Source organism: Romboutsia sp. 1001713B170131_170501_G6 (genome assembly GCF_015668195.1).
In the GTDB taxonomy this organism is placed as follows: Bacteria; Bacillota; Clostridia; order Peptostreptococcales; family Peptostreptococcaceae; genus Romboutsia_C.
In genome coordinates, this window is sequence record NZ_JADPFC010000002.1 from 69,692 (window position 1) to 96,083 (window position 26,392).

30 protein-coding genes and 1 riboswitch are annotated in these 26,392 nt (G+C 26.7%); of the genes, 6 read left to right on the forward strand and 24 right to left on the reverse strand.

The genetic code is table 11. The annotated features are described in order from the left end of the window. Positions 1-61: 61 nt before the first annotated feature. The 3 genes from I4U89_RS06015 to I4U89_RS06025 are packed head-to-tail and all read right to left on the reverse strand — an operon-like array spanning position 62 to position 2,953. A complete protein-coding gene (locus tag I4U89_RS06015; protein ID WP_195939391.1) occupies positions 62-919 on the reverse strand; it encodes a potassium channel family protein in 858 nt (285 codons plus the stop codon). A gap of 6 nt (positions 920-925) precedes the next feature. Next, positions 926-1,675 (reverse strand): nitroreductase family protein, encoded by a 750-nt coding sequence (locus I4U89_RS06020; RefSeq protein WP_195939393.1) that lies wholly within the window; start codon positions 1,673-1,675, stop codon positions 926-928. Positions 1,676-1,702: 27 nt separating this feature from the next. Continuing rightward, positions 1,703-2,953: a cation:proton antiporter gene (locus I4U89_RS06025; RefSeq protein WP_195939395.1), complete on the reverse strand. Its 1,251-nt coding sequence runs from the start codon at positions 2,951-2,953 to the stop codon at positions 1,703-1,705. A 52-nt stretch (positions 2,954-3,005) separates the two neighbouring features. Then, a riboswitch (Fluoride riboswitch) is annotated at positions 3,006-3,064 on the reverse strand. Between the two features lie 149 nt (positions 3,065-3,213). On the opposite strand from I4U89_RS06025, the gene I4U89_RS06030 reads away from it, so the two are divergent. The 3 genes from I4U89_RS06030 (at position 3,214) to I4U89_RS06040 (ending at position 5,439) form a co-directional block, all read left to right on the forward strand. Beyond that, positions 3,214-3,720: a thioredoxin family protein gene (locus I4U89_RS06030; protein WP_195939397.1), complete on the forward strand. Its 507-nt coding sequence runs from the start codon at positions 3,214-3,216 to the stop codon at positions 3,718-3,720. Positions 3,721-3,855: 135 nt separating this feature from the next. Next, the gene (locus I4U89_RS06035; RefSeq protein ID WP_330615543.1) at positions 3,856-5,046 is read left to right on the forward strand and encodes a sodium/glutamate symporter; all 1,191 of its coding nucleotides are present in this window, start codon (positions 3,856-3,858) and stop codon (positions 5,044-5,046) included. A 72-nt stretch (positions 5,047-5,118) separates the two neighbouring features. Continuing rightward, positions 5,119-5,439: a DUF1540 domain-containing protein gene (locus I4U89_RS06040; protein ID WP_195939401.1), complete on the forward strand. Its 321-nt coding sequence runs from the start codon at positions 5,119-5,121 to the stop codon at positions 5,437-5,439. Positions 5,440-5,463: 24 nt separating this feature from the next. Here I4U89_RS06040 and I4U89_RS06045 read toward each other — a convergent pair whose 3' ends face one another. The 4 genes from I4U89_RS06045 to I4U89_RS06060 form a co-directional block, all read right to left on the reverse strand. After that, positions 5,464-6,720: a cation:proton antiporter gene (locus tag I4U89_RS06045; RefSeq protein ID WP_195939403.1), complete on the reverse strand. Its 1,257-nt coding sequence runs from the start codon at positions 6,718-6,720 to the stop codon at positions 5,464-5,466. Positions 6,721-6,943: 223 nt separating this feature from the next. Next, complete coding sequence (locus tag I4U89_RS06050; protein WP_195939405.1) at positions 6,944-7,366, reverse strand: MarR family winged helix-turn-helix transcriptional regulator; 423 nt, start codon at positions 7,364-7,366, stop codon at positions 6,944-6,946. Between the two features lie 21 nt (positions 7,367-7,387). After that, on the reverse strand, positions 7,388-7,948 hold the full coding sequence (locus I4U89_RS06055; protein WP_195939407.1) for a hypothetical protein: 561 nt from the start codon (positions 7,946-7,948) through the stop codon (positions 7,388-7,390). Positions 7,949-8,152: 204 nt separating this feature from the next. Continuing rightward, positions 8,153-9,406, reverse strand: coding sequence for a GntP family permease (locus tag I4U89_RS06060; RefSeq protein WP_195939409.1), 1,254 nt, complete (start codon positions 9,404-9,406; stop codon positions 8,153-8,155). A gap of 188 nt (positions 9,407-9,594) precedes the next feature. On the opposite strand from I4U89_RS06060, the gene I4U89_RS06065 reads away from it, so the two are divergent. Then, the gene (locus I4U89_RS06065) at positions 9,595-10,140 is read left to right on the forward strand and encodes a helix-turn-helix domain-containing protein (RefSeq protein WP_195939411.1); all 546 of its coding nucleotides are present in this window, start codon (positions 9,595-9,597) and stop codon (positions 10,138-10,140) included. Positions 10,141-10,161: 21 nt separating this feature from the next. Here the strand turns inward: I4U89_RS06065 and I4U89_RS06070 are convergent, their stop codons facing one another. The 4 genes from I4U89_RS06070 to I4U89_RS06085 form a co-directional block, all read right to left on the reverse strand. Then, positions 10,162-10,353, reverse strand: coding sequence for a hypothetical protein (locus tag I4U89_RS06070; protein ID WP_195939413.1), 192 nt, complete (start codon positions 10,351-10,353; stop codon positions 10,162-10,164). Positions 10,354-10,382: 29 nt separating this feature from the next. After that, on the reverse strand, positions 10,383-10,919 hold the full coding sequence (locus tag I4U89_RS06075; RefSeq protein ID WP_195939415.1) for a biotin transporter BioY: 537 nt from the start codon (positions 10,917-10,919) through the stop codon (positions 10,383-10,385). 171 nt (positions 10,920-11,090) lie between these two features. Further along, entirely contained in the window at positions 11,091-12,515 is a 1,425-nt protein-coding gene (locus I4U89_RS06080) for an SH3 domain-containing protein (RefSeq protein ID WP_195939417.1), read from the reverse strand. Between the two features lie 314 nt (positions 12,516-12,829). Continuing rightward, positions 12,830-13,105 (reverse strand): hypothetical protein, encoded by a 276-nt coding sequence (locus tag I4U89_RS06085; RefSeq protein WP_195939419.1) that lies wholly within the window; start codon positions 13,103-13,105, stop codon positions 12,830-12,832. 232 nt (positions 13,106-13,337) lie between these two features. Between I4U89_RS06085 and I4U89_RS06090 the strand changes: the two genes are divergently transcribed. Next, a complete protein-coding gene (locus I4U89_RS06090; protein ID WP_195939421.1) occupies positions 13,338-14,099 on the forward strand; it encodes a lysophospholipid acyltransferase family protein in 762 nt (253 codons plus the stop codon). Here the strand turns inward: I4U89_RS06090 and I4U89_RS06095 are convergent. From I4U89_RS06095 to recQ, 12 genes are all read right to left on the reverse strand, one after another. Beyond that, positions 14,096-14,542 (reverse strand): MOSC domain-containing protein, encoded by a 447-nt coding sequence (locus I4U89_RS06095; protein ID WP_195939423.1) that lies wholly within the window; start codon positions 14,540-14,542, stop codon positions 14,096-14,098. The two genes, I4U89_RS06090 and I4U89_RS06095, sit on opposite strands and share 4 nt — an antisense overlap. 15 nt (positions 14,543-14,557) lie before the next feature. After that, complete coding sequence (gene moaC, locus I4U89_RS06100; protein ID WP_195939425.1) at positions 14,558-15,025, reverse strand: cyclic pyranopterin monophosphate synthase MoaC; 468 nt, start codon at positions 15,023-15,025, stop codon at positions 14,558-14,560. A 1-nt stretch (position 15,026) separates the two neighbouring features. Then, entirely contained in the window at positions 15,027-15,980 is a 954-nt protein-coding gene (moaA, locus tag I4U89_RS06105; protein ID WP_195939427.1) for a GTP 3',8-cyclase MoaA, read from the reverse strand. A 39-nt stretch (positions 15,981-16,019) separates the two neighbouring features. Further along, positions 16,020-16,529, reverse strand: coding sequence for a MogA/MoaB family molybdenum cofactor biosynthesis protein (locus tag I4U89_RS06110; protein WP_195939429.1), 510 nt, complete (start codon positions 16,527-16,529; stop codon positions 16,020-16,022). Between the two features lie 20 nt (positions 16,530-16,549). Continuing rightward, positions 16,550-17,350, reverse strand: coding sequence for an XdhC family protein (locus tag I4U89_RS06115; protein WP_195939431.1), 801 nt, complete (start codon positions 17,348-17,350; stop codon positions 16,550-16,552). Positions 17,351-17,376: 26 nt separating this feature from the next. Further along, positions 17,377-18,177 (reverse strand): selenium-dependent molybdenum cofactor biosynthesis protein YqeB, encoded by an 801-nt coding sequence (gene yqeB, locus I4U89_RS06120; protein WP_243279167.1) that lies wholly within the window; start codon positions 18,175-18,177, stop codon positions 17,377-17,379. A 204-nt stretch (positions 18,178-18,381) separates the two neighbouring features. Beyond that, positions 18,382-18,534, reverse strand: a complete 153-nt coding sequence (locus tag I4U89_RS06125) for a hypothetical protein (RefSeq protein ID WP_176698662.1) — start codon at positions 18,532-18,534, stop codon at positions 18,382-18,384. Further along, on the reverse strand, positions 18,527-18,844 hold the full coding sequence (locus I4U89_RS06130) for a YbjQ family protein (protein ID WP_195939435.1): 318 nt from the start codon (positions 18,842-18,844) through the stop codon (positions 18,527-18,529). Before I4U89_RS06130 ends, I4U89_RS06125 begins: the two co-directional genes overlap by 8 nt. A 131-nt stretch (positions 18,845-18,975) precedes the next feature. After that, the gene (locus tag I4U89_RS06135) at positions 18,976-19,470 is read right to left on the reverse strand and encodes a threonine/serine exporter family protein (RefSeq protein WP_195939437.1); all 495 of its coding nucleotides are present in this window, start codon (positions 19,468-19,470) and stop codon (positions 18,976-18,978) included. A gap of 1 nt (position 19,471) precedes the next feature. Further along, complete coding sequence (locus I4U89_RS06140) at positions 19,472-20,233, reverse strand: threonine/serine ThrE exporter family protein (RefSeq protein ID WP_195939439.1); 762 nt, start codon at positions 20,231-20,233, stop codon at positions 19,472-19,474. Between the two features lie 212 nt (positions 20,234-20,445). Next, positions 20,446-21,294 carry a DegV family protein gene (locus I4U89_RS06145; RefSeq protein WP_195939442.1) on the reverse strand — a complete coding sequence of 283 codons (849 nt, stop codon included), beginning with the start codon at positions 21,292-21,294 and terminating at the stop codon, positions 20,446-20,448. 231 nt (positions 21,295-21,525) lie between these two features. After that, positions 21,526-23,985, reverse strand: coding sequence for a DNA helicase RecQ (gene recQ / locus I4U89_RS06150; protein WP_195939444.1), 2,460 nt, complete (start codon positions 23,983-23,985; stop codon positions 21,526-21,528). Between the two features lie 255 nt (positions 23,986-24,240). On the opposite strand from recQ, the gene I4U89_RS06155 reads away from it, so the two are divergent. Next, positions 24,241-24,645: a hypothetical protein gene (locus I4U89_RS06155; protein WP_243279168.1), complete on the forward strand. Its 405-nt coding sequence runs from the start codon at positions 24,241-24,243 to the stop codon at positions 24,643-24,645. 73 nt (positions 24,646-24,718) lie between these two features. On the opposite strand, the gene I4U89_RS06160 is transcribed toward I4U89_RS06155, so the two are convergent. Further along, the gene (locus I4U89_RS06160) at positions 24,719-26,131 is read right to left on the reverse strand and encodes an alanine/glycine:cation symporter family protein (protein ID WP_195939446.1); all 1,413 of its coding nucleotides are present in this window, start codon (positions 26,129-26,131) and stop codon (positions 24,719-24,721) included. Between the last annotated feature and the right edge of the window lie 261 nt (positions 26,132-26,392).

A 26,392-nucleotide genomic window follows, 5' to 3' on the forward strand; every position in this document is an offset into this window, starting at 1 on the left:
AATTATATACCCTAATTTAAACCCCTCTATATTTATAGAGGGGGTATTTTTAGCCACCATATCATTTTAATGATAATAAAACCTTACACATTGCATTTATCTCTTCTTTAGATAGTTCATCAAACTTAGATAGCCTTTTTACAATATCTTTTATTAATTCATTTTTATAATTTTCCTTACTATATACTATATTATCAGTATGATTACTTATTGGTTTAATAGGTCTTTTTATAATTATATTACTACTTATTTTAGCTATTTCTAATTTTCTTCTTCTTTCTTCCTTTTTTATAAAGTAAGTTGATAGTGTAGATGTAACAGAACCTATAAAACCAATTCCCATTATCATAAGTATAGATGCAGTTACTTTACCTAATGTACTTGTTGGATATAAATCTCCATATCCAACTGTTGTAAATGTAACTATACTCCACCAAAGGGCACCTCCTAAGCTCATGTTTTCAACAGATGACATTACTGTTGCACTTATTAACACTATAATTATTGCTATACCTATAGTGTAATTAAAGTTATTAGTTTTCATAAATTCTGATAATTCATTGTTAGTGCGTTTTATTATAGCAAGTAGTCTTATAACTCGAGTTATCTCTGATATTCTTGTTACTCTTCCTACTTTTAATATATCTAAAGCTCTAAATATTTTAAACATAGAGTAAAGAGGTATTATAGATATTAAGTCTATTAAGTTTTTCTTAAAAAATTTTTTCTTATTTTTACTTTTATAAAGTCTAGTAAAATAATCTATTACAAATATTGACCAAACTATAAAATCTATAATTTGAAATGCTAATCTAATTTGATAACTTAAATCTAATGTAAGTTCTAATATTAATATTATAGCTATAACTATAGATAAAGAAGCCATAGCTAGATTATATGCAATATACTTTCGTCTCATATATTATTAATAGTATAAATAACTTCCATTTTCAAAATGCCAATTTCCCTTATATCCTTTTTCATATGCTCCTATTTCAAAATGAAGCATTGATATTCCTAAATCTACATCTTCATAGTTATGATTTTTTTCTTTTATTACTGCTTTTACTTTTTTATTTTTTAATTCATATCCTATTTCTTTTTTATTTAAAGCACTTGGAGATTTTTCAGCAAAATTTATACCATTTAAAACCCAATCCGGTAATTCTTCATCTTTTTCTATTATAATATGTGAATTTTTACCTCTACTTATAGATTTTACAACCTTCTCTTTTACAGAAAGTTCTTTAGGTGAATGACCTATAGCTATTATGCACACTAGTTCTTCTTTATCATTAAATTTAATGTGTTTTTCACACTCTTTTTTATCATATGTACCTCCAATCCAACAAGTTGAAAGTCCCATAGCTACAGCTTGAAGTACTATCATTTCTCCATAGTACCCTATTTTTTGCTTATAATTTAAATTTTTACTATTTCCAACTAAAGCTACATAAGATTTAGCACCACTTATAAGTCCATAAGATGCCTTAAATCCATTTAAACCTTCATCTCCATTTTTTATAAACTGTATATTAAGTGAAGACTTTTTATTTATCTCATCTATTAAATTAATTAATGTTAATATATCACTATCACTTATTTCTCTATGGCTAAAAGTTCTTCTAGATATTCTTTTATACACAGCTTCTATCCAAGCTTTTCTAATTTCCATATAATATCTCCTTTCTATATAAACTTATTATATAGTTTGTATATTCTTTTCTTTTATATTTATACTCTTTTTTAAATCTTTACTATCACCTTTATGAAGTATTTTATCACAAGTCATATTTATACCTATAGCTCCTATTGGTGCGGTTATAAGTACACTTAAAATTGCAATAGCTTGCATAATCTCACCACCTACTATTCCCATTTCTAAAGGTATAGAAGATTTTGCTGACTGAACTGTTGCTTTTGGAAGATATGCTATCATACAAAATACTTTTTCTCTTATAGTTAGATTAGTTCCTATTAAAGATATAAATACTCCTATTGAACGAACACTTAATGATATTGTAAGTATTATAACTCCTACTATAAAATACCTACCTACTAATGTAGGATTTATAGCCATTCCTACAAATGTGAATAAATAAAACTTTCCTATTTTCCAAATACTATTCATTATGTCTAGTATTTCTTTAGAAACATCTTTCATGTAGTTTCTTATTAAGAATCCATAAATCATAACAGCAAGTAGTGAATTAAATACCTCTACATGTAAATTTTTCTCTATAAATCTCATACCTATACATGTTAAAAATGCTATTACTACTTTTATATTTTTATTGTCAACTTTAGATATTATAAACTTACTTATTTTAAATATTAAAAAACCTAATACTAAGCTTATTATTATAGTAAGAGGTATCATTATAATTTGACTGATTATAGATACACTTTCTCCTGTAGAACTTTTAGTATATAGTGTTAAAAATGTTGTAAATAATGTTATAGCTACTGTATCATCACAACTTGCTCCCACAAGTAACATCTGTGGTATAGCCTTATCTTGGCCTAAATTTCTCTCAATTAGTGATACCATAGCTGGAATAAGCACAGCAGGGCTTACTGCTGCTATTATAAATCCAAGTATAGCTCCTTGTATAAAAGTAAAATCTAAAAATATGGTACACAAAAATGCTATTGTAAATCCTTCTAGTGTTGCAGGTATTATACTAAGTAGTACTGCTGGTCTTCCTATTTGCTTTATTTGAGATACATTTATCCCAAGACCTCCTATAAATAACACTGTAACTAATGCTATATCTTTTATACTTGATGATATTTCTAGTGTTTCTTTTGGAACTAAATTAAGTATAGCTGGACCTATTACCATCCCTAATGCCATCATTCCTACTAGAGATGGTAGCTTTGCTTTTTCTACTAGTTTTCCACTTATATTAGCTAATATCCCTATTATTACCAAACTAATTAATATAATCATAACTTCCTCCTTTATTTTGTAATACGCAAAAAAATAGACTCCTACCCTTATAAAAAGAGTAGGAGTCATTAGCTTTCGCATTTAATGGCGAACTCCATCGCCTGTTTAATTAATACTTATATATGATAGCATACTATTTTTTTATAGTAAATTATTTTTTTCTAATACTTTATGTTATCTTTAATTAAATGTTTAATATGTTTTTCACATTAACTTGTTGTGATACTATATTTATATATTATTATTTTGGGAGGTTAGTTATGATTGAAATGACTATAAAAGAACTTTTTGATGTAGGAGTAAGCTTTGAAAGTTCTATAGGGGAAGGTACTAAATCAGAAAGATCTAGAATACCTAAAAATTATGCTAGAATAAATTTACCTAAAGAAATTGAATTAAAAATAATGAGTATTGATTTAGAATTAAATTTTTTAGTTTCAGGAGAAATATGGTGTCCTGATTTTCAAATAAATACAACAGTACTTAAAAAGTTTTGTGATTTAAATCCAAACTTTAATATATCTGTTATAACTATGGCTCGTGGTAAAAAATTTTTATCTCCTATATTAAATATTGATAAAGAAAATTTTAAAGGTCCTACTATAGTAGTTTTAGATAAAAATTTTAATGTTATGGGGTACTTTGAAGAAAGGCCTAAAGCTGTTAAAAATATAAAAAACTTTGATGATATAAAACTTGATTACTATAAGGGCAAATATATACTAGATAGCGTTAATGATTTACTTGACATAATATGTAATATATAGATTTTCTAATTTATTTTAAATGTATAATTTTTATTATATTTCCTAGCTAGTACTAATATATTTTAATAAATAGCTTATCTTTTAGCTATATTAGTACTATTTAGGGGGTGTTTTTTTATTATTATAGAATTAGATATTTTACAAACATTAATATTAGCTATTTTTATGCTTTTAATGGGTAGTATTATTAAAGATAAAGTAAGAATTTTAGATAAATTTTGTATACCTTCTCCCGTTGTTGGAGGTCTTTTATTTTGTATATTAAACTTACTTTTAAAATTCTTTAATATATGTACTATAACTATGAATACTAGTTTAATGAGCTTTTTTATTTCTTTTTTCTTTACTATAGTTGGTCTTTCTTTTAGCTTTTCATTAATAAAAAAAGGAGGCAAGGACTTATTTAAATATTGGATACTCTGTGGTATATTATCATTTTGTCAAAACCTACTGGCAGTAGTTTTAGCTAAATTTACTGGTATACATCCCTTACTTGGCCTTATGTGTGGGACTATATCAATGGAAGGTGGACATGGATATGCTGCATCCTTTGGTTTTACTATAGAATCTCTTGGAATTTCAAATGCATCTAGTGTTGGAATAGCATCAGCTACCTTTGGGCTAATATTTGCAGGGCTTTTAGGTGGACCTGTAGGAAAATTTCTTATAGAAAAAAATAACCTAAAATATAATAATATTAATACTTCTTTAATAAAAACATACACAAAAAACATATCCTTAACTAGAAGTACTTCTACTTTAAATTCTACTTCATTCTTAGAACAAATTTTAGTGGTTTTTCTTTGTATAAATATTGGTGAGCTTATTTCTAATATAATATATACATCTACTAATATATTGATCCCTACTATAAGTGTATGCATATTTATTGCCGTAATATTTAGAAACTCTAATGATAAATTTAAAATTTTAAATCTTGATTTTAATATTTTAAATTTACTTAGTGATATTTCCTTGGGAATATTTTTGACCATGGCACTTATGAGCATTGACTTATTTAAGCTATCTAGTTTATTTGGTCCTATAATAATTATTGTTGTATCTCAAGCAATTTTTATAGTATTGTTTGCAGTTTTTGTAGTATATAAAGTTTTAGGTAAAAACTTAGATGCTGCTGTTATGGTAAGCGGACTTATAGGACATGGTCTTGGTGCTACTCCAAATGCATTAGCTAATATGAGTTCTGTATGTCAAATATATGGTGAATCCAAAAAAGCATTTTTAATAGTTCCTTTAGTTGCTGCATTCTTACTTGATGTGTTTACTATGCCTTGTATATTATTTTTCATAAATATTTTTTCTTAATCTTATTTAAATGATTAAAAATTTTTAAGTATTGCCATACTATAAATATAATTTGCTATAGGAGGTAATAATATGGAAACTAATTTACTATGTCTAGAAAAAGAATGTGCTTTCAATAAATCTGGTAATTGCTATGCTTCTCATATAAAAGTAGAAGGATATGATGCTTACATAACACCTGAAACTTACTGTGACACATTTAGGGACTCTTCTTCTTTTAGTTTATCAAATTATAGTGGGAATGTATCCTTAACAAGTACTCAAAATATTTCGTGCAGTGCTGATAATTGTAAATATAATATAAGTGGAGGATGTAGCGCTTCTTTTGTTCAGATAAATCCACAAAATGCTAATTGCGAGACTTTTATTGCTAAACAGCAAAGAAAAGGATAGATTTTATTAATCTACCCTTTTTCTTTATGCTACTTGTTTTAATTCTTCAACTTCTTCTAGTACCCCTAATTTCTTAGCGACTAGTTTTGTTGTACTTGCTTGAACTATAAGAGTTACAAGTATTGTCATAAACACTACTGAAGATATTATTTCATATCCAGGAAGTTTCATTGATACTATTATCCCTGATAATGCTGCTGGTATTACTCCTGTTTCTCTAACCCACATCATAAATAATCTTTCTTTAAATTTCCATTTAGCCTCTTTGTCAAATGCTGTACATATTAAAACTACAAGTGGTCTTGCTATAAACATTAATACTAATACAACTATTAAAGATTCCTTCCAATAAACAGAAAGTGATGTTAAATCAACTTGTGTTCCTAGTACTACAAATATCGCCATACGACATAATGCTCCTACACTCTCTCTAAATAAGTGCTCTGAATGGAAGTCATGTTCTGGTACCCAAAGTCCAAATATTTTTTTATTTCCTGCTATAAGTCCTGCTATAAATACTGCCATATATCCACTACCATGTAATAATGTGGCTACTTCATAAGCTAATGCAACTTTAAGTACTGACATTATTGGTGCATATGAATGGAATATTCCCCATTTTTTATCTGATATTAATAATGAGAATATATATCCAACTGCCACACCAACAACAATTCCCCCTAATGCAGATATTAATAATTCACCTGCACTTTTACCAAGAGAAAATTCTCCACTAGTTATTATTCCAAGTAAAGTTGAAACAATTATAGCCCCTACAGCATCATTAAATGCTGATTCACTAACTACAGTTTGCTTTATTTTATTTTTTATAGTAACTTGTTTAAATACCGGTATAAGTGCTGCTGGGTCTGTTGATGCTATAACTGCTCCCATTAAAAGAGCTGTCATAATTTCTACATTAAATATTTTTCCTGCAAATACTCCTACAACTACAGTAGATATTAAGACCCCGATAGTTGCAAGCATTCCTACACTTATCTTGACCTTGTTAAGTACTTTTAATTTAACTTCTCTACCACCTTCATATAATATAAATGCAGATCCAAATGTAAGTATTAAATTGTTTTCAATAGGAAAAGATTCTATACTAATTAGGTTTAAAACTGCTGGCCCTATTATTATTCCTGCGATTAAGTATAATATAACATCAGGTACTTTTATTATTTCACTCACTTTTCCAAGTACAATACCTGTTATTGCAATTGCAGCAAATATTAGTAACAGTCTATTAGTTGCAATTGCTTCTAATGTATTTTCCATAATATCATCTCCCTTTGTCGTTTTTGTAAGTTTTTTGTCGACAATTTTAATTATATTACCGGAAATTGATACAGTCAACCTTTTTATCTAAAAATTAATTTAATTTATTATATTAATATTTCTAACCTTTTATTGTAATTTATTACAAACTTATGTATCTAAAGTAACTTTAGTTATTTTCAAAAAAAGTGTTAAGGTATTTATATACCCTAACACTTTTTAATTATTTATATACTCTATTTTCATATACTTTTTTAATTAGTTTCATATATATCTCTTTTTCTTCTTCGTCAAAATCATGAGTTACTTTATCAAACCATTCCTTAAATATACCACTTAATGAACCTAAAGCTTCTTCACCTTTTTTGCTTAGTGTTAGCCTATATACTCTGGTATCTATTTTATCTTGTTCTTTATTTACATAGCCAAGTTCTACAAGCTTTTTTATACCTCTAGTTACCATAGCCTTATCTATGTTAAGTTCTATAGCTATTTCATTTAAACTTATTCCACTACGTCTTTCTATTAAAAGTAAATATCTTAAATTTGATATAGCAAAATCATAATCTTTTAACGCATTTTCTGCATACTTTCTAAAATCTTTATTTATTTCCATTTTATACTTATTTACTAACTCGATTTCCACCTTTTCACCTCTATAAATTTACTAGTTCACTCTATTATATATGATAGAATCTACAAATCCAAATGTTATTTTTGAGTTTTTGTAAAAAACTTCACTCACATATAATGTATCTTTTTCTATTCTCTCTTTTAACACAAATTTTACCTCTTTTGAAAAATAACTAACACTTTCTCCTTCAAATACTCCATCTTTTTCAAAATATATCATAGGTGTAAATTTGTTAGATTCTTCTAGTGTATTATAATCTAATTTTAAATCTAAGTTATCATTTCTAAAATCTTCTTTTGATATATTGTTAGGTATTTCATAAGATTTTAATACTACTTGATTATTTTCATTTAATTCAAATAAAAACAAATGAGGTAATATATTTTTTCTCTCTCCAATTTCATAATAGCTTTCTTCTATTATAAAATATCCTTTAAAGTCTTTTGGTAAATTTATTATTTTACCATTTGCTATACCATTTATATGCTTAGCTTTTGGGTGAGTTAAATTACCTTCTTGTTTTTGTTTATGTATTTGCTTATCATTATTAAATACTCCACATAAATTTTTTACAAACATTTCTAATACATTCATACACATACCTCCTTTTTAGTTGATATAATCAATAATTTTTATTGATATTTATACCCCATTTTTATTTCTTCTACCAATTGAAAAATATTTCTTTATTACTTTTAGCCTTATGTAATATATTGCTATTATTTATATTATCATTTTTTAAATAAAAAAGGTGAATATAAATTCACCTTTTTTATTTAGATAATTTAATTAATATATTTATTTAAAAAACATAATATTTATTAAAGTCGATATTACTGTCATACTAAACCCTACCATAATCTCATAAGGAAGTAATGTAAATCTCTCTTTTATACCCATATTTACACTCTTTGCACTTGTATGAAATAATGATCCATGAGGTAATTGCTCAAAAGCACTAGAACCAGCATTTACAATACTTGCTCCATTTAAAGCTGAAAATCCTGAATCTATTATAGCTTCTTTAAAAGTTGATGATGCTATAGTTGCTCCTGCTGTTGATGATGCCGTTGCTAAAGACATTAGCATCCCAGATATTGGTGCTAATAAAAATTGCGGTACGCTTAACATTTCAAGTGCAGTTATTGTGCTATTTTGAAGGTTAGACATTTGTATAATCCCTGCAAGTGTTCCTGTTCCTATTAATAGTATACACACTCCTTGCATTTGACTAACTCCATATGCTAAATAATTATTTAATTTTTTAGTATTTTCTGTTGCAATTACACAAACTATTCCTCCTAAAGGTAATGCTATTAATGGATCTATCAAAACACTAGATATATTACCTAGAAATAACAACCCTATAGATACTAAAGGTCCTATCAAAGATCTAAATAAAGTAGGCATTTCCTTTTTTTCTTGTAATATATCACTATGTTCAAATTTACTACCTTTATCTATAATCAACTTAGTTAACATTACAGTTATAAATATTCCACATATAGCAGGCACTATATTTGATGCCATTACATTTGATAAAGTTACATTAAAATTTTCTGATACTGCTAAAGTATTTGGATTAGGTGATATTATATTTCCAGCCTTCCCTCCTCCAGCTAAAGCTAAAAGTATAGATATTTTAGAATAAGATAACTTATTTCCTATGTACATACCTATAGGAGCAACAGTTATAATAGCTACATCTAAGTTAACCCCAACTCCAGCTAAAACCATAGTTGATATAGCTATTCCTAAAATAGCTTTATCTGTTCCTAATAACTTAATTATTTCTTCAGATATCTTATTTACTGATCCTGTTTTTATCAAACATCCAGCTAATACTCCTGATGCTAAGACCCTTAATATAGATGGAGATATATCTTTAGCTCCAGTTATCATATACTCCACAGTTTGTGATAAATCACAACCTCCAATCAATCCTCCAACTAAAGCTCCTAACATCAAACTATATACAGGTTGAAATTTCTTAATTATAAGAATTATAGCTGTAAAAAGTCCAAATAGTGCTCCAAAAGTTGTTATCTGCATATAAATCCCTCTGTTAAATTTTATTAAATTAATTAAATTTTATTTAATATAATTTTATTCATTTACTACAATTTTGTCAACTATATATTAATTAATTAAATTCTATTTAACGTTTATTAATATGTATTTTATGCTATAATAAATATATTGTTTAAGTTTTATAAAAATTTTAACTAAGGTGATTAATTATGAATGATTTAAATATTGGTACTAAGATCTGCGAAATAAGAAAAAAACAAGATTTAAGCATAAGAGATTTAGCTAAACTAGCAGGTGTTACACCATCTTTACTAAGCCAAATAGAAAGAGGGCTCGCTAATCCTTCAGTTAATTCATTAAAATCTATAGCCTCTGCTTTAAATGTTCCATTATTTACTTTCTTTATGTCTGAAATTGATAAAAAAAATTTAATAGTCAGAAAAGATAATAGAAAAAAAGTTATTCTTCCTGGGAATGATGATGTAATCTATGAAGTATTATCTCCAGAAATTAATGATAATTTTGAATTTGCTATAATGAACCTATCTCCTAACACTAGTTCTTGTACTAATTTTATAGAACATAAAGGATATGAGATAGCTTATATATTAAGTGGTGAAGCTAACCTATACATAGATGAAGATAAATTTACTTTATATGAAGGCGATAGCGTTAAAGTTCCTGTTGGCTCTAGTCATCGTTGGGAAAATATAACATCTAATGATACTAAAGTAATATTTGCTGTTATATTATAAAAAAGAGCCTAATGGCTCTTTTTATCTATGTTTTAAATATACACTATATTCTTTTATTATTTTATTTATATTTATAGTTACTACATATTCATTATAATGTGCATTGTAAGGTTGTTTATATTTTAAACTTATTACAAATTCACTATCTTCTATTTCTAATAATTCACTATCCTTTAAAAATTTTCTTTCTATCAATTCTAAAACTCTTTCCAAATAACTCCCCCCCTATAACTATTTACCATTTATATATTTTTTAAATTTATTCTTTTTCTTATACATTTCCCAAATATATATACTAATCCTATTTTTATAAAATCTACAATTATAAATGGTACTACACAAGTTAATAGACCTTTAAAAAAACTTACTCCTGCTATTAAACTAAATTGAAAGGTACCTATTATATAGCTTATAAAAAGTGCTATTAACATTGAAAGTAAAAGTAATATATTATTTTTATATTTTTCAAAAAAATATCCAACAATAAATGAAACTATAGGAAATGATATTAAGAAACCTCCTGTAGGCCCAGCTAATACACCTATTCCTCCTCCCATTTGAGAAAATACAGGTATACCTATTATCCCAAGACTTAAATATATAACTTGAGATAAAAAACCTAACCTAGAACCAAGTAATATTCCACAAATCATAACAGAAAACATCTGCATAGTAAGTGGTACAGTTGTAAAAGGTATTGGTATTGATATTTGAGCAAGTATAGCTGTTATACTTGCAAATATAGAACATATAACTAATTCTTTAGTTGATAATTTCATATTTTTCTCCTTAGTATTTATACTATAAAAGGATTATACCAAAATTAGCTACATTTTAGTACAATCCTTTAAAACTATATTATTAGTTTTTTTGACTCATATCTTCATTCAACTAATCTCTTATAAATTTAAATAAAAACACCATAGCAATTTTGCTATGGTGTCTTTTTATTATAAAACTCTCTTAGCTCCTACATGAGCATTTTTCCAGTAACTATTGTTTATACTAGTCTTTTGAACTACATCTCCTGGCTTTGGAGCATGTATCATTTGTCCATTACCTATATATATACCAACATGAGTTATTCTTCCACTTCCATCAGTACTTGAGAACATTAAGTCTCCTGGTTGTAAGTTATTCCAACTTACAGATCTACCTACACTATATTGAGCTGTTGAAACTCTAGGTAATGTTATTCCAACTTGCTTATATACATAGTAAGTTAATCCTGAACAGTCAAAACTATTAGGTCCTTCTGCTCCCCATACATATGGCTTTCCTAGTTGTGCCATAGCTATGTTTAGTACCTTTTGTACTTTACTTTGAGATGTTTGTCCATTGTCTGAACTACTATTACTTCCTGAACCTGTATTTGAGTTAGATAAGCTTATATAGCTTCCACTTCCCCATCCTACTTTTCCATTTGATAATTTTACTTTATACCATCCATTTGAGCTTTCTAATATATCTACTCTGTCCCCTTGATATGCTTTAGTTATTACACCATAGCTAGTACTTGGGCCACTTCTTATATTTAAAGCTGCTGTTGTTATTGTTCCTTTTTTACCTGTAACTGGTGTAGAAATTTCTCCACTATTATTATTTCCTGAACCTGTGTTTGAGTTAGATAAGCTTATATAGCTTCCACTTCCCCATCCTATTTTTCCATTTGATAATTTTACTTTGTACCAACCATTTGAGCTTTTTTCTAATATATCTACTCTGTCACCTTGATAAGCTTTAGTTATTATACCGTAGCTAGTACTTGGGCCACTTCTTATATTTAAAGCTGCTGTTGATATTGTTCCAGTTTTTCCTGTAACTGGTGTAGAAGTTTCTCCACCATTATTTGCATTGTTACCTGAACCTGCATTTGAATCAGATAAGCTTATGTATCCACCATGGCCCCATCCTGATTTGCCATTTGATAGTTGGACTCTATGCCATCCATTTGAGCTTTCTAATATCTTTACTTGATCTCCTTTATAAGCCTTAGTTACTATAGAATGAGATGTAGATGCACCACTTCTTATATTTAAAGCTTCAGTTATTATTGTTCCTATCTTTCCTGTTATTTGGTTTGAGCTATTGTTACTGCTTGAACCAGATATACTTATATAGCTTCCACTTCCCCATCCTATTTTTCCATTTGATAGTTTTACTTTATGCCATCCATTTGAGCTTTCTAATATTTCAAGTTTATCTCCTTGATGAACTTTTGTTACTATTGAATAACTTGTACTAGGTCCACTTCTTATATTTAATGTACTAACTGTTACAGTTCCTGTTTTTCCATCTGCAAATGCACCTGTAGTCCCCATAGCTAGTCCTACTGTAGTAGCACATACTGCTACTGCCACTTTTCTATCTAACATTTTTAACCTCCCATTTTTATTTCTTATACAATATATAATTTAAAGTTTTTATTCTCAAAATAATTCTTATATATATTATATACTTTATTTGTAAATTTGTTATGAATTTTTTTACATTTTTTATATTTTTTTATTATTTTGAGTAAAAATGGGTATAATATTGTTTGATTTTTAATTTTAATTAACTTTTTTTATTATTTTGTATATATTTTTGTCGAATTATAGTATTATTTCTAACTTTTTTATTTATTATATTTATTTTTTTAGTGTTATATTATTTTTTATAAAAAATAAAACACTAAGAAATCTTAGTGTTAATCTAATATTATTTTTATAATATCTCCATTGCTTCTTTCTAGGTATGCAACTTCGCCACTTATATTTTCATCTAATGCTTTTGTAGCTAAGCTTATAAGTTTTTTACCATCAATTATATCATCTAAATCATTAAAAAAGTCTAGTGCATTATTTTGTATCATTTTTTTAACAAAGTTTACGGGTAATTTTATATGAATTTTATCTCCATTGTGAGATAAGACTTTTACTCTTAAAAGTTTTTCATCATATACTCTGTTTATATTTTTCCCCATATAAATACTCCTTAATACTATATTTTCCTAAAATTTTTAATCACATATTTCAAAATTATGTTTATTAAAATACTTTAAAGGAATATAATTTTTTATGTAATATAAAAACTTATACTTAATCTATATTCTTATACATACTTTTTTTATTACTAATTAATCATATTTTTTATTTTGAGTTTATAATATTTTTATGCTAAAATCTTTAATTATAATATTTGAGGAGATGAAAGTTTTGTTTAATTATATAAAATTTGCAATTTATCAGTTAATTGGCTTTTTAGGAACTTTACCTAAGTTGCTTAAATATAAAAATAATCCTGATAAATATTCATCAAATGAACATTTTAATGTATTAAAATCACATGCTCTAAAATCACTAAAGTTAGTTGATATAGATGTAAATATTTTAGGAAAAGAAAAAATTCCTAATGAGCCAGTTTTATTTGTTGTAAATCATTCTAGTATGTTAGATAGTTTTATACTAGTATCTAGTGTAGATAGACCTATTGGATGTGTTATAGCAGATGAGCCTGTTTGGAAAAATATTCCTATATTAAGAGATTGGACTAAACTTATAAAATGTGTATACATAAATAGAAATAATAATAGAGAAGGTATAAAAAGTATTATACAAGCATCCAAAAATATAACTTTAGGCCATAGTATGGCAATATTTCCAGAAGGAGATTTAACTTGGGTAAAAGAACCTAATTCTCTAGTATCAACTTTTAGAAGTGGGGCTTTAAAAATAGCTTATAAGGCAAATTGTCCTATAGTTCCTTTAGTTATAAAAAACTCTAATGGTATTTATGATGGTTATGAGCCTATTGGCAAAATTCACTCAAAATCTATAGAGGTTGAATTTTTAGACCCTATATATAAACATATAGACAATACTAAGTTAAAATCTAGTATATTAGCTGACCATATAAAAAATAAAATGGAAGATAAAATATTAGAATTTAACTATAAAGAAGAAAAGAGTATGGCTTAAACCATACTCTCTTTTAATATTTTTACTTCATCACCTATATTTATAGTTCCTTCACTTATAACTTTTACAAATATACCTTCTCTAGGCATAACACAGTCACCTGTAGTTTTTTTTATTTCACATCCTCCATGGCACTTTTTGCCTATTTGAGTAACTTCTACTTCACATTCACCTAAAGTTAATCTAGTTCCTACAGGAAGTTTGTATACATTTATTCCTTCTGTTGTTATATTTTCTGCAAAATCACCAAATTTTAAATGATTAAATCCTCTTTCTTTCATTTTATCTATGCTTTCTTTTCCTAGTAAAGATATTTGTCTATGCCAATTTCCTGCATGCGCATCATTAACTATTCCATGATTTATTTTTAAAGTAGCTTTGTCTACAGGTACTTTTACTACACCTTTTTTTTCACTTATATTTATAGATACAATCTTAGCCATATTCCCCATCCTTTTTTAAAATTTAAAATTTCCAGACTTACCACCACTTTTTTCTAGCAGATGTACATCCTTTATTACCATTTTTTTATCTATAGCTTTGCACATATCATATATTGTAAGTGCTGCCATTGTTGCTGCACTTAAAGCTTCCATTTCAACACCAGTTTTTCCCACTGATTTACATGTTGCATATATATTTATTGTATTCTCTTTTTTATCTATATTAAAATCTAAATCACAACCTACTAAATTTATATTGTGACACATAGGAATATTCATTGGCGTATTTTTAGCTCCCATTATACCTGCAACCTGTGCTACTGATAATACATCACCTTTTTTAACTTGTCCAATTAATATCTTATTTATTATTTCTTCACTTACTAATATGCTAGCTTTTGCAGTTGCAGTTCTTTTTGTATTTTCTTTATCTCCTACATCAACCATTTTTGCATATCCCTTTTCATTTATATGAGTTAGCATATTATCCTCCTATTTGATACATACTCCTTTTAGTATCACTAACTTTATTTTCATTTAAGTAGTGTCTTTCTGGCTTGTCTAATATTATCTCTTTTAATACTTCTCTAAAAATTAATGGCTTATTTAAATAGTATTTTATATCATACTCTTCTTCTGAATGAAGACATAATTTAACAGTTCCGTTTTGAGTTATTCTTATTCTATTGCACTCACTACAAAATGAACACGACATAGGAGTTATTATCCCGACTTTTCCCATTGAGTCTTCTAATTTATAGTATCTAGCAGTAGAATTTTCACTACTTTCTATTTTATATAATCCATCTATTTGACTTATTATATTTTGTATATTAACATATCCATTTCTATATATTTTACTAGCCTCTCCTAAAGGCATAAGCTCAATAAACCTTACATCAATATTATTAAATTTTGTCATAAGTATAAAGTCTAGTATTTCATTTTCATTAAATCCATTTATAAGTACACAATTTATTTTAACTTTCATTCCAAGTTCTAAACACCTAGATATAGATTTTAATACTTCTTTTATATCTCCATTTCTAGTAATGCTTTTATATTTATATTCTTTTAATGAATCTAAACTTATATTTACAGTTCTAAGACCACTTTCGTATAATTCATATGCCATATCATAAAGACCTATTCCATTAGTAGTTATAGCTACATTTTTTATATTACATTCTTTATAAGTGTATCTTATAATTTCTGATAAACCTTCATATAATAAAGGCTCTCCTCCTGTAAATCTAATTTTTGTTATTCCTATTTGTGATAATCCATTTATAATAAATTTATAATCATTTAAACTAAGTGTATTTTCGTATCCATTAAAGTTTACATCATCTGGCATACAATAAACACATCTTAGATTGCATTTTTCAGTTAAAGAAATACGTGCATAATTTATATTTCTTCCATATTTATCAATCATAACTAGCTACCCTCTTTTTTGCCTATTTTATATAACTAATTATATACTATTTTTAGTTGTAGTGGCACATTCTGTTGCCTCACCTTTTAATATTTCTATTCCATGGGGTAATACATCTAATACAAATCCTAAATTTTCTATTGCACCTTTAGGGCTTCCTGGTAAGTTAATTATAATAGAATTGTTTCTTATACCACTTACTCCTCTACTAAGTATTGCTTTTTTAGTTATTTCACTAGATTTTAATCTCATATATTCACTTATCCCTGGAATTTCCCTTTCTAAAACTTCTTTTGTAGCTTCTGGTGTTGTATCCCTTTTAGAAAAACCTGTTCCTCCATTCGTAAGCACTAAATCAGCTATATTATTATCACAAATATTTATAAGCTCTTCTTTTAACATATCCTTATCATCTTTTAACAGATTATAATGTACTACTTTGTATTCATTACTTTCTTCTATATACTCTTTTAGCTTTTTTCCCGTTATATCTTCTCTTTCTCCTATATACCCTTTATCACTAAGTGTTACTATAGCTACTTTAAACATATTTACCTCCCAATTTTATATTATTTAGTATGTTTTCTATGTGATAATTCCCCTTTATTTTTTACTAGTAATAATTCAGCCATTATACCAAAGGCTATTTCTGAAACATCATTTGACGATATATTAAGACCTACAGGTGCATATACCTTATCTAATAATTCTTTTTCTACACCTTCATTTAAAAGTTCTTCTTTTAAGGTATTCCACTTTTTCTTACTTCCTATCATGCCTATATAAGAAGGATTTTTCTTTATTATCTCTCTTAATGCCTCTAAATCTTTTTCATATCCTCTAGTTGCAATTATTACGTATGTATTTTTATCTATATTTATATCATTTAATATATTATCTATATTTCCAGCATATACTTCATCTGCACTTTCAAATCTTTCTTTATTTGCAAACTCTACTCTATCATCTACTATTATTTTATAAAAATCTAATGTATTTGCAATTTTATATATATTATAACCTACATGCCCTCCTCCGACTATTAAAAGTCTTGGTCTTGGTTTAAATACTTTTATAAAACCACAAACTCTTCCACCACACTGCATAGGAGTATCTTTAGAATTTTCATCTAGAGCATGTTTAAAAGATCTATCAAATCCACTATCTAATGCTTTTTTACATTCAGTTATTACTTCATGTTCTAATATTCCCCCGCCTACAGTTCCTAGTATACTTTTATCATTAAAGTACGCTAGTGTAGCACCTACTTTTCCTGGACTAGAACCTTTTACTTCAGTTATAGTTGCAAAAGCTACTTTATTTCCACTTTTCACTTCTTTACTTATTCTGTCTAATATCATCTCATCCATAATTACTTCTCCTATCTAGCTTTTGACTATTTATTATAAAATCTTACAACTTCTTCTAAAACACTTCCAGCTATACATCTAGCTTTATCTGATATTGTATAACAATTACTAACTTCTTCAATTCTTGGGTCTATATCTAATATTTTTAATCCTTTTACTATATTAGACTTATTTCTTATAATTCCTCTTAAAACTCCATCTATATTTGCTTTTACATCAATTTTTTCATTATCTTTGTTTATTATATAAGCTAGTACCTCATCTTTTTTTACTACACTTCCTATACTAGCTATATTTTCTATAATACCACTTTCTTTTGCATACCCGACTCTTTCTTTTCCTATACCATTTATAACTCCTGGTGTAGAAGTATTTTTTAGAGCATACCCACTATTTATGATTTTTCCTAAATTATGACCTCTCATAGTTTCAATTACTATATCTACATCTTTACCCGCACAAAATCCTGGACCTAATGCAATAGTGAGCTTTGCCATATCTTTATTTGTACCTAAATTTTTTTTAGCTAGAATACAATCTATTACTATATCCGGTTTTAAATATTTTATATACTCTCCTTTTTCATCAACAACTAAAGCTACATTCTTATCTTTTATAGCTTTTTTTATCTCCTCTATATTATTACAAAGCTTTGCACAAACCCCTTCAACACTAAATTCTCCTTCATAAACAGCTTCACTAAAACTTACATTTCGCCTTATTGCCAATGGTTTTTCAACTTCCAAACAAACCACATCAAACCCACATCTATTTAATCTATGTATTACTCCACTGGCTAAATCTCCTGCACCTCTTACTACTATCATATTTCGATCTCCCCTCCAAACATTTATCAATATAAATATTTTTATTAATAGTATTATACAATACATTTATATTTTTTAATACATTATAATTCGTAAATATTTTATATAATAATGTTTATTAAAATATTTAATTTTTATATAAAATAAACTTTTATACAATAAAAAAGTATAGCTACACCTATTAGTATAGCTATACTTTCTAGTTTAATATTTATCATACTTATCAAAATCTTCATTTTTCTTTTCTTTTTTTCTTTCTATTATTTTAACTATAATAAGTACTATACTTCCAACTATAATAACAAAAGGTGTTCCTATAGCAAGTATTAAAGCTATTATGAGCCCTATATTACTCATCAATAACAACTCCAGTACCATATGCTAACATTTCAGCAGCTCCTTGCATAACTGCTGCTGATGTTAATCTAAACCCAATTATCGCATTAGCACCTTGTGCTTTAGCGTCTTCTACCATTCTAGCTATTGCTATTTTTCTAGCTTCAACTAACATCTCATCATATCCTGTAAGTTCTCCACCAACTAATTGCTTAAAACTTGCACCTATGTCTTTACCTATATGCTTTGCCCTAATTGTACTTCCTCTTACTAATCCCTTAACTTCTATAATATTCTTACCTGGTATACTTTCTGTAGTTAATATTAACATATATATCCTCCATTTTGTTTTATACTAAAATATTTTCCTATTACTAATGAGTATATATTATTGCCTTATTTTATTCTATAAACTTTACTATTTTAATATAAAAAAATACCGATAATAATTATCGGTATTTTTTAAACTATTTCTAAATTATTTTCTCCTGATTTTATGCTAGAATTATTTTTCCTTTTAGGTCCTCTCTCTATAAACTTACCTAACTTTATATTTCTAAATATAGTAGATACAAATATTATACCTAATGCTAATGCACCAGATATTGCTAATGTATTTACCCCATATTCTATAGCCTTCATATAATCTCCTACTATAAACTGATACATTGTATTATATACTCCATATCCTGGAACCAAGGGAATAAGGCAACATACACTTAATGTTGTAGCTGGAGTTTTATATATTCTTGCACATATTTCGCAGTATATACTAAAGCATATTGCAGATATAAAATATGATATTACATCTGATCCTATACAATGTAGGGAAAATTTATATGAAAACCAAGCTATACCTCCACCTATTCCTGCTACTATTAGTCGCTTTCCTTTTATATTAAATATAATTCCAAATCCTATTCCTATAAAAAAAGATGCTATTGATTCTATAATCATACTACATCCCTCCCATCTGAAGATACATACTTATTACAAATCCTGTTCCAACTGCAATAGATACACCTATTAATAGAGCTTCTGCAACCTTAGTAAGGCCTGATATTAATTCTCCTTGCATAATATCTCTTATAGAATTTGTAAGTGCAAGGCCTGGAACTAAAAGCATTATACTTCCAGCTATTATTTTATCTATCTCATGTATAAACCCAATATCAAATAGTAACACAGAAAATATAGCTACTACTCCTCCACATAAACTATTTATAAAAAATTCATTTAATGATGATTTGCTTAATTTGTTATATATATATTTTATTATGATACCTATTATAAAAGATCCTAAAATAGCATTAAAATTACCACCAAACAATAATGTAAACATAGCTGTTGATATACCTGAAAATAATAATACTGTATTATCCTTATACATATCATCTTTACATATTTTTTCTAATTCTAGTTCACATTCATCTATGCTTAATTTATCATGATATATCTTTCTCGAAAGAGAATTTATATTATGAACTCTATTTAAATTTACACCTCTTGAGTTAATCCTTTTAACTACTGAATGTATCTTACCATTAAGAAATATAGAAACCATTACCGCTGTAGGAGTTGCAAACACTTCTACTTCGTCTACATCAAAAGACTGACAAATCCTTGATATAGTTTCCTCTACTCTATAAGTTTCTCCTCCACTTTGAAGCATAAGTCTTCCTGCATTAGATGAAAAATCTAAAATTCTATCAATGTTCATAGTACACCCCCTTAAATTCACACAGATTCCATTATAGCATAATATTTATTTTTTTATGGTACATTTTTGTATATTTATAATAATTAAAATTTTAGATAAATTTAGAATTTTTAAATGTAAATACTAAAGTAATATAAGTTAATTTATGTTTTTAAATAAAAAAATAAACTATAAAAATTAAATTATATAACTTTTATAGTTTATCTTCATTATTATATATCACAACATGCAATTCCAAGCACTCCAGGTCCTGTATGTGCACATATACAGCTTCCTATATTTACAACAATAAGGTCTTTTACTTTTAAATTTTCACATAAATTATTTTTTAATATTTTTAAATCACCTTCATTATCTCCATAGCCAATTACTATAGTTTTATTAGTTAAATCTTCACCTTGTTGTTCTTTTATAATTTCTACTATATTGTTTATTACTTGTTTTTTACCTCTTGCTTGTGAGAAATGCTTAACTAATCCTTCATCTAGACAAAGTATCGGCTTTATATTTAACATATTTCCTATTGTAGCCTTAGCTAAAGACATTCTCCCACCTTTTTGCAAATACTCTAATGTTTCTACTGTAAATAAAACAGATAAGTTATTTTTTAAATTTGTCAAATGTTTTATTATCTCTTCTATACTTTTGCCTTCTTTAGCTAACTTAGCTGCACTAATTACTAAGCATGTGCTTCCTATAGACAATGATAATGTATCAAATGTATGTATATTTTTGCTTTCTATATCATTTTTAGCCATAACAGCACTTTGATATGTACCAGATGCATTAGACGATCCTCCTATATACAAGATCTCTTCATATTTATCTATGTACTTTTCAAATACATTCTTAAATGACATATACGTAACTTGAGATGTTTTAGGTAAGCTTTCACTTTCTCTTAGCATTTTATAAAATTCATCTTCAGTTAAGTCTACTCCATCTATATATTCTCTACCATTAAAAATTATACTAAGTGGTACTACTTCTATATCATATTTATCAATAAATTCTTTAGGTATATCCGATAAGCTATCACATATTATTTTTATATTATTCATTTTTCCTCCAACTTTTTAACTCTTTCTTTTATATCCAAGTTATTACTTTAAGTTTTAATACTAGGTATTAATATCTTAACATAATAATATTTTTATTTCAATAAATTAAAGTCAATTTTTTTACATATTTCAGATTATTTCCAAAAACATTTATTTAATTACATAAAATTTAATTTAACACAAAAAATAACTTGATACTAAAAAGTATCAAGTTATTTTTTATCCAATATTTTATATATATTTTTCAAGTATTACAGCTCTAATATTTTCATATTTTATATAATCTGGTAGTGATTTTTTTATTACACTTATCTTATCTTCAGAAAATCTTTCACATGCATCTAATATCATTTCTTTATCCTTTTGTTCATACATACTTTCTAAATCTATATTAAAGTTTATACAATTTCCTTCTTTTATATAGTCATATATATATCCTAAAACTGTAGAAAGAGATGTTTCTATTTCTTCACATACATGTTTTATATCTTTTCCTTGATTTAATAAATCTAGGGCTATTTCATTGTTTTTTCTATTTTCTCCATCTATTATAAGCTTAAGTCTTTTTTTATCTTCCCAATCTGGCTTTATATCTTTTTCATTTATATATGAATTAACTACATCTAATATACTTTCCCCATATCTATTTATTTTAACTGGGCCCATCCCACCTATATCTTTTAGTTGTTCTTTAGTAGTTGGATATCTTCCACTTATTTCTTTTAAAGAATTTTTGCTAATTACCATATAAGGTATAGAATTTTCCTTTTTTGCTATATCTTTTCTTAAATCATCTAAAATATTATATAGCTCTTTATCTGTAGTAACTTCAAAATATTCATCTTTAATTTTTGTATTTTCTTTTTTGTTTGTATTGTTATCTAATATTTTTTGTTTATCAATATTATTTCTATTTATATACGATTCTATTACATCTTTAAATCTAGAACCATACTTTTCATACTTAACTTCACCAATACCAGATACACTAAGCATTTCTTCTTTAGTTGTAGCATAAATGCTTGCCATACCTTTTAAAGTTGCATCTCCAAATACCATATATGGTGCTATAGATTCTTCTCTTGCTATATCACTTCTTAATCTTACTAATTCTTCGTATAATTCATTTTCTACATACTTAGACTTACTTGCTTTAGCTTCTTTTAATTCAACTTTTATTTCCTTTTTTATAACCCTCATAGATTGTTCATTTAATTTTATAGTTGGAAATGTTCCTTTATGTCCTAAATTTTCTACTATATCTAAAAATCCATGCGATACTAATGTATTTATAAAGTTTTTTAAATCTTCACTGGAGTACTTTTTCATAAGACCATAAGTTGATAATTTATCAAATTCTAATTCTAATACTTTCTTATTTTTAGAGCCCCTAAGCACATCAACTATCATAGTTATTCCATAACTTCTTTTCATCCTCGCAATACAAGATATTACCATCATAGCATCTAGTGTCTTATCTACTACCTCTCCATCATTTAAACAATTGCTACAGTTATTACATTCATTTTCCATACTTTCTCCAAAGTAATCTAGTATACATTTTCTATAGCAATCACTAGTATATATCAAATCTACCATTTGCTGAAGTTTAGTGTATTTAGCCATCTTTCTTTGAGGATTTTCTATAGATGCTTCCACTAAGTATTTTTGCGTATGGACATCTTGTGGAGCAAATAATAATATACACTCACTATCTTCTCCATCTCTTCCTGCCCTACCTATTTCTTGATAGTAGTTTTCTATACTTTGTGGCATATTATAATGAATTACCCATCTTATATTTGGTTTATCTATTCCCATACCAAAAGCATTTGTTGCTACCATTATCTTAATATCATCATTTATAAACTTTTCTTGATTTTCTTTTCTTGTTTCATTGCTAAGGCCTGCATGGTATTTAGATACTAAATAACCTCTTTTTAAAAGTCCATCATGTATATTTTCTACTTCTTTTCTAGTTGATGCATATATTATCCCACATTCATTTTCATGATTCTTTACATAATCTAATAAGTATTTATTCTTGGCAGAAGATTTAACTATACTTATAGATAAATTTTCTCTATCAAACCCTGATATAAATACTTTTGGATTGTTTAAATTAAGTACCTCAACTATATCTTTTCTGACTTCATCACTTGCTGTAGCTGTAAAAGCTGTTACTATTGGTCTATTTCTTAAATTATTTATAAAATATGGTATTTTTTTATAACTTACCCTAAAATCATGCCCCCATTGTGATACACAGTGTGCCTCGTCTATTGCAACTTGGCATACAAATTTATCATATATTACTGTTAAAAAATCAGAACTATCTAACCTTTCTGGTGCTACATATAATATTTTACATTCATCATTTTTTATATTGTTAAGTACTTTTTCATATTCACTATTTGAAAGAGAACTATTTATGTACTCAGCTTTAATTCCCATAACTTTTAGTGTATCTACTTGATCTTTCATAAGTGATATAAGAGGAGATACAACTATAGTTATTCCTTCTAGTACCATAGCGGGTATTTGATAACATATGGATTTACCTCCTCCTGTTGGCATTATAGCAAGTACATCATTCTTATTAATTATAGAATTTATAATATTCTCTTGCCCTTTTCTAAAATTTGTATATCCATAATACCTATTTAATATATCTAATGGTTTAATATTCATTTATAACTCTCCTAACTGCATAGTATATCTTTTGAAGTATTCACACCCTATTTGATTTTAATTCTATTAATTTACTTTATCTTACCATAAGATTTTACTTTTAACTATTTAATAACTATAAAATTTATACATTTAATATCTATATCTAATTCAATCTCATTATAGAAAAAGTTTATATTATGTATTTAAAATTTTTAATATCCATATTATTAAGTAATAATAATATATTAAATTCTCTTAATGCTGGAGGAATTTATGCTAAAAGAAACCGAATATCTTTCTAATGAAAAATATAATTTGCTAAAAAAATATGGTCTTCAATTAAATGATGATTTATATTGGGAATCAAGTCATAAAAAGTACTATAAGGTTAAATATTTTTCTAATAAATTTGCTAAAAATCACTCAACCCTAGCTTTATTATTTTATATATACAAACTATGTTATGCTAAGATAAAATATTTTGAAAGAAACTTCAATAAGTATATACCTTATAAATATGACTATAAAAAAGGATTTACAGAATGTGAGCTATTTGATATGGAATTTATGTTGCATATTCCTAGTAATATAATCATTGACCTTAGGAACTTACAGGAAATAAAAAGTATAGATGAGTTTCATGATTTTTGTAGATACTTAGAAAGCTATGAATTGTAATTAAACCTAATAATTTTAAACTAAAAGAGTGCCTTTTGATTAAAAGGCACTCAAATTTATTTAGCATTATATATTATTTATTTTTATTGTTCCAGCACTGAACATTTTCAAGTCCTTTTATATTTGATGCATCAAATACTGGACTTTTAATTCCATTTTTCTTTTGCTTAGTATAATCTTCAAGTGCTATAAAAGCATATTTTCCTAAAAGAGCTATTGCTATTAAGTTTATTATAGCCATAAGTCCCATTGAAACATCTGCTAAATTCCATACTATATCTACTTGAACTACTGAACCAAATAAAACCATAGCTACAACTAAAACTCTAAATATATTTAAAACAGTTTTATTGCTATTCATAAATTCTATATTTGATTCTCCATAGTAATAATTACCTACGATTGAACTAAAAGCAAATAAGAATATACATACAGCTATAAATATATAACCTATTTGTCCTATATGAGAAGATAGTGCAGCTTGAGTTAACTCTATTCCACTTAATCCACTAGTTGAGTATCCTGGATATAATAATACTATAAATGCTGTACATGTACATATTACTATAGTATCTGTAAATACTCCAAGTGTTTGTATTAATCCTTGTTTAACAGGGTGTGATGTATCTGCAGTTGCTGCTGCATTTGGTGCACTACCCATACCAGCTTCATTAGAGAATAGTCCTCTTTTTACTCCAGTAAGTATTATTCCTGCTGTTGTACCTACCGACATTTCTCTAAAATTAAATGCATTTTCAACTATAAGCTTAAGTATATTTGGTACTTCACCTATATTTTTTACAACTATAAATAATGCTACTAATATATAAAGTCCTGCAAATATTGGGACTATTATCTCAGATACTTTAGCTATTCTATGAACTCCTCCAAATATAACTAGTGCTGTAAGTATTGTAATTATTATACCTATAGTTAATCTATCAATACCAAAGGCTGAATTAAATGCAAGTGAAACTGTATTAGCTTGAACAGCATTAAATATAAATCCAAAACATATAGTTATTAAAATAGAGAATAATATTCCCATCCATTTTTTATTTAGACCTTGTTCTATATAATAAGCAGGTCCTCCTCTAAAGCCATCTTTGTCTTTTATCTTAAATATCTGTGCTAATGTACTTTCTACAAAACTTGATGCAGAACCTATTAATGCGGTTATCCACATCCAAAATATAGCACCAGGCCCTCCAATTACAACAGCCATAGCAATTCCTGCAATGTTACCTGTTCCAACTCTAGATGCTGTACTTATACAAAAAGCTTGAAATGGCGATACTTGTCCTTCTTTCTTTCCTTCCTTAGATGCGCCTTCCCCTAAAAGTTTAAACATTTCTTTAAAATATCTAAACTGTACAAACTTAGTCTTAACACTAAAGTAAATTCCAAGTATGATTAGCATGGCTATTAATATATATGTCCATATAAAATCGTTAATGCTTACTATTAAGCTATTTAAATTTTCCAATTTCAATCCCTCCTAAATTAATTATAAATACTTTTATATAATTGCCGTTTTTTTGAAATGTTATTATATATTTCAAAAAATTACTGACTAATAAATATTTTTGAATCAATATTTCTTTTTTATTCATTATAACTATATTTTTAATACTTTTCAAGTCATTTTTTGCATAATTAAATTTAACATTTGCAAATTTCTAATTTTACAATAAATTTAGTTCAACTTAAACCATTGATTTTAGTTATTTTACTAACTTTTCTAGGT

Bases quoted from the DNA above. Each gene is read 5' to 3' on its own strand.
- I4U89_RS06015 (WP_195939391.1), bottom strand. From the start codon at position 919: ATGAGACGAAAGTATATTGCATATAATCTAGCTATGGCTTCTTTATCT.
- I4U89_RS06020 (WP_195939393.1), bottom strand. From the start codon at position 1,675: ATGGAAATTAGAAAAGCTTGGATAGAAGCTGTGTATAAAAGAATATCT.
- I4U89_RS06025 (WP_195939395.1), bottom strand. From the start codon at position 2,953: ATGATTATATTAATTAGTTTGGTAATAATAGGGATATTAGCTAATATA.
- I4U89_RS06030 (WP_195939397.1), top strand. From the start codon at position 3,214: ATGATTGAAATGACTATAAAAGAACTTTTTGATGTAGGAGTAAGCTTT.
- I4U89_RS06040 (WP_195939401.1), top strand. From the start codon at position 5,119: ATGGAAACTAATTTACTATGTCTAGAAAAAGAATGTGCTTTCAATAAA.
- I4U89_RS06045 (WP_195939403.1), bottom strand. From the start codon at position 6,720: ATGGAAAATACATTAGAAGCAATTGCAACTAATAGACTGTTACTAATA.
- I4U89_RS06055 (WP_195939407.1), bottom strand. From the start codon at position 7,948: ATGAATGTATTAGAAATGTTTGTAAAAAATTTATGTGGAGTATTTAAT.
- I4U89_RS06060 (WP_195939409.1), bottom strand. From the start codon at position 9,406: ATGCAGATAACAACTTTTGGAGCACTATTTGGACTTTTTACAGCTATA.
- I4U89_RS06065 (WP_195939411.1), top strand. From the start codon at position 9,595: ATGAATGATTTAAATATTGGTACTAAGATCTGCGAAATAAGAAAAAAA.
- I4U89_RS06075 (WP_195939415.1), bottom strand. From the start codon at position 10,919: ATGAAATTATCAACTAAAGAATTAGTTATATGTTCTATATTTGCAAGT.
- I4U89_RS06080 (WP_195939417.1), bottom strand. From the start codon at position 12,515: ATGTTAGATAGAAAAGTGGCAGTAGCAGTATGTGCTACTACAGTAGGA.
- I4U89_RS06085 (WP_195939419.1), bottom strand. From the start codon at position 13,105: ATGGGGAAAAATATAAACAGAGTATATGATGAAAAACTTTTAAGAGTA.
- I4U89_RS06095 (WP_195939423.1), bottom strand. From the start codon at position 14,542: ATGGCTAAGATTGTATCTATAAATATAAGTGAAAAAAAAGGTGTAGTA.
- moaC (WP_195939425.1), bottom strand. From the start codon at position 15,025: ATGCTAACTCATATAAATGAAAAGGGATATGCAAAAATGGTTGATGTA.
- moaA (WP_195939427.1), bottom strand. From the start codon at position 15,980: ATGATTGATAAATATGGAAGAAATATAAATTATGCACGTATTTCTTTA.
- I4U89_RS06110 (WP_195939429.1), bottom strand. From the start codon at position 16,529: ATGTTTAAAGTAGCTATAGTAACACTTAGTGATAAAGGGTATATAGGA.
- I4U89_RS06115 (WP_195939431.1), bottom strand. From the start codon at position 17,350: ATGGATGAGATGATATTAGACAGAATAAGTAAAGAAGTGAAAAGTGGA.
- yqeB (WP_243279167.1), bottom strand. From the start codon at position 18,177: ATGATAGTAGTAAGAGGTGCAGGAGATTTAGCCAGTGGAGTAATACAT.
- I4U89_RS06125 (WP_176698662.1), bottom strand. From the start codon at position 18,534: ATGAGTAATATAGGGCTCATAATAGCTTTAATACTTGCTATAGGAACA.
- I4U89_RS06130 (WP_195939435.1), bottom strand. From the start codon at position 18,844: ATGTTAATATTAACTACAGAAAGTATACCAGGTAAGAATATTATAGAA.
- I4U89_RS06135 (WP_195939437.1), bottom strand. From the start codon at position 19,470: ATGATTATAGAATCAATAGCATCTTTTTTTATAGGAATAGGATTTGGA.
- I4U89_RS06140 (WP_195939439.1), bottom strand. From the start codon at position 20,233: ATGAACATTGATAGAATTTTAGATTTTTCATCTAATGCAGGAAGACTT.
- I4U89_RS06145 (WP_195939442.1), bottom strand. From the start codon at position 21,294: ATGAATAATATAAAAATAATATGTGATAGCTTATCGGATATACCTAAA.
- recQ (WP_195939444.1), bottom strand. From the start codon at position 23,985: ATGAATATTAAACCATTAGATATATTAAATAGGTATTATGGATATACA.
- I4U89_RS06155 (WP_243279168.1), top strand. From the start codon at position 24,241: ATGCTAAAAGAAACCGAATATCTTTCTAATGAAAAATATAATTTGCTA.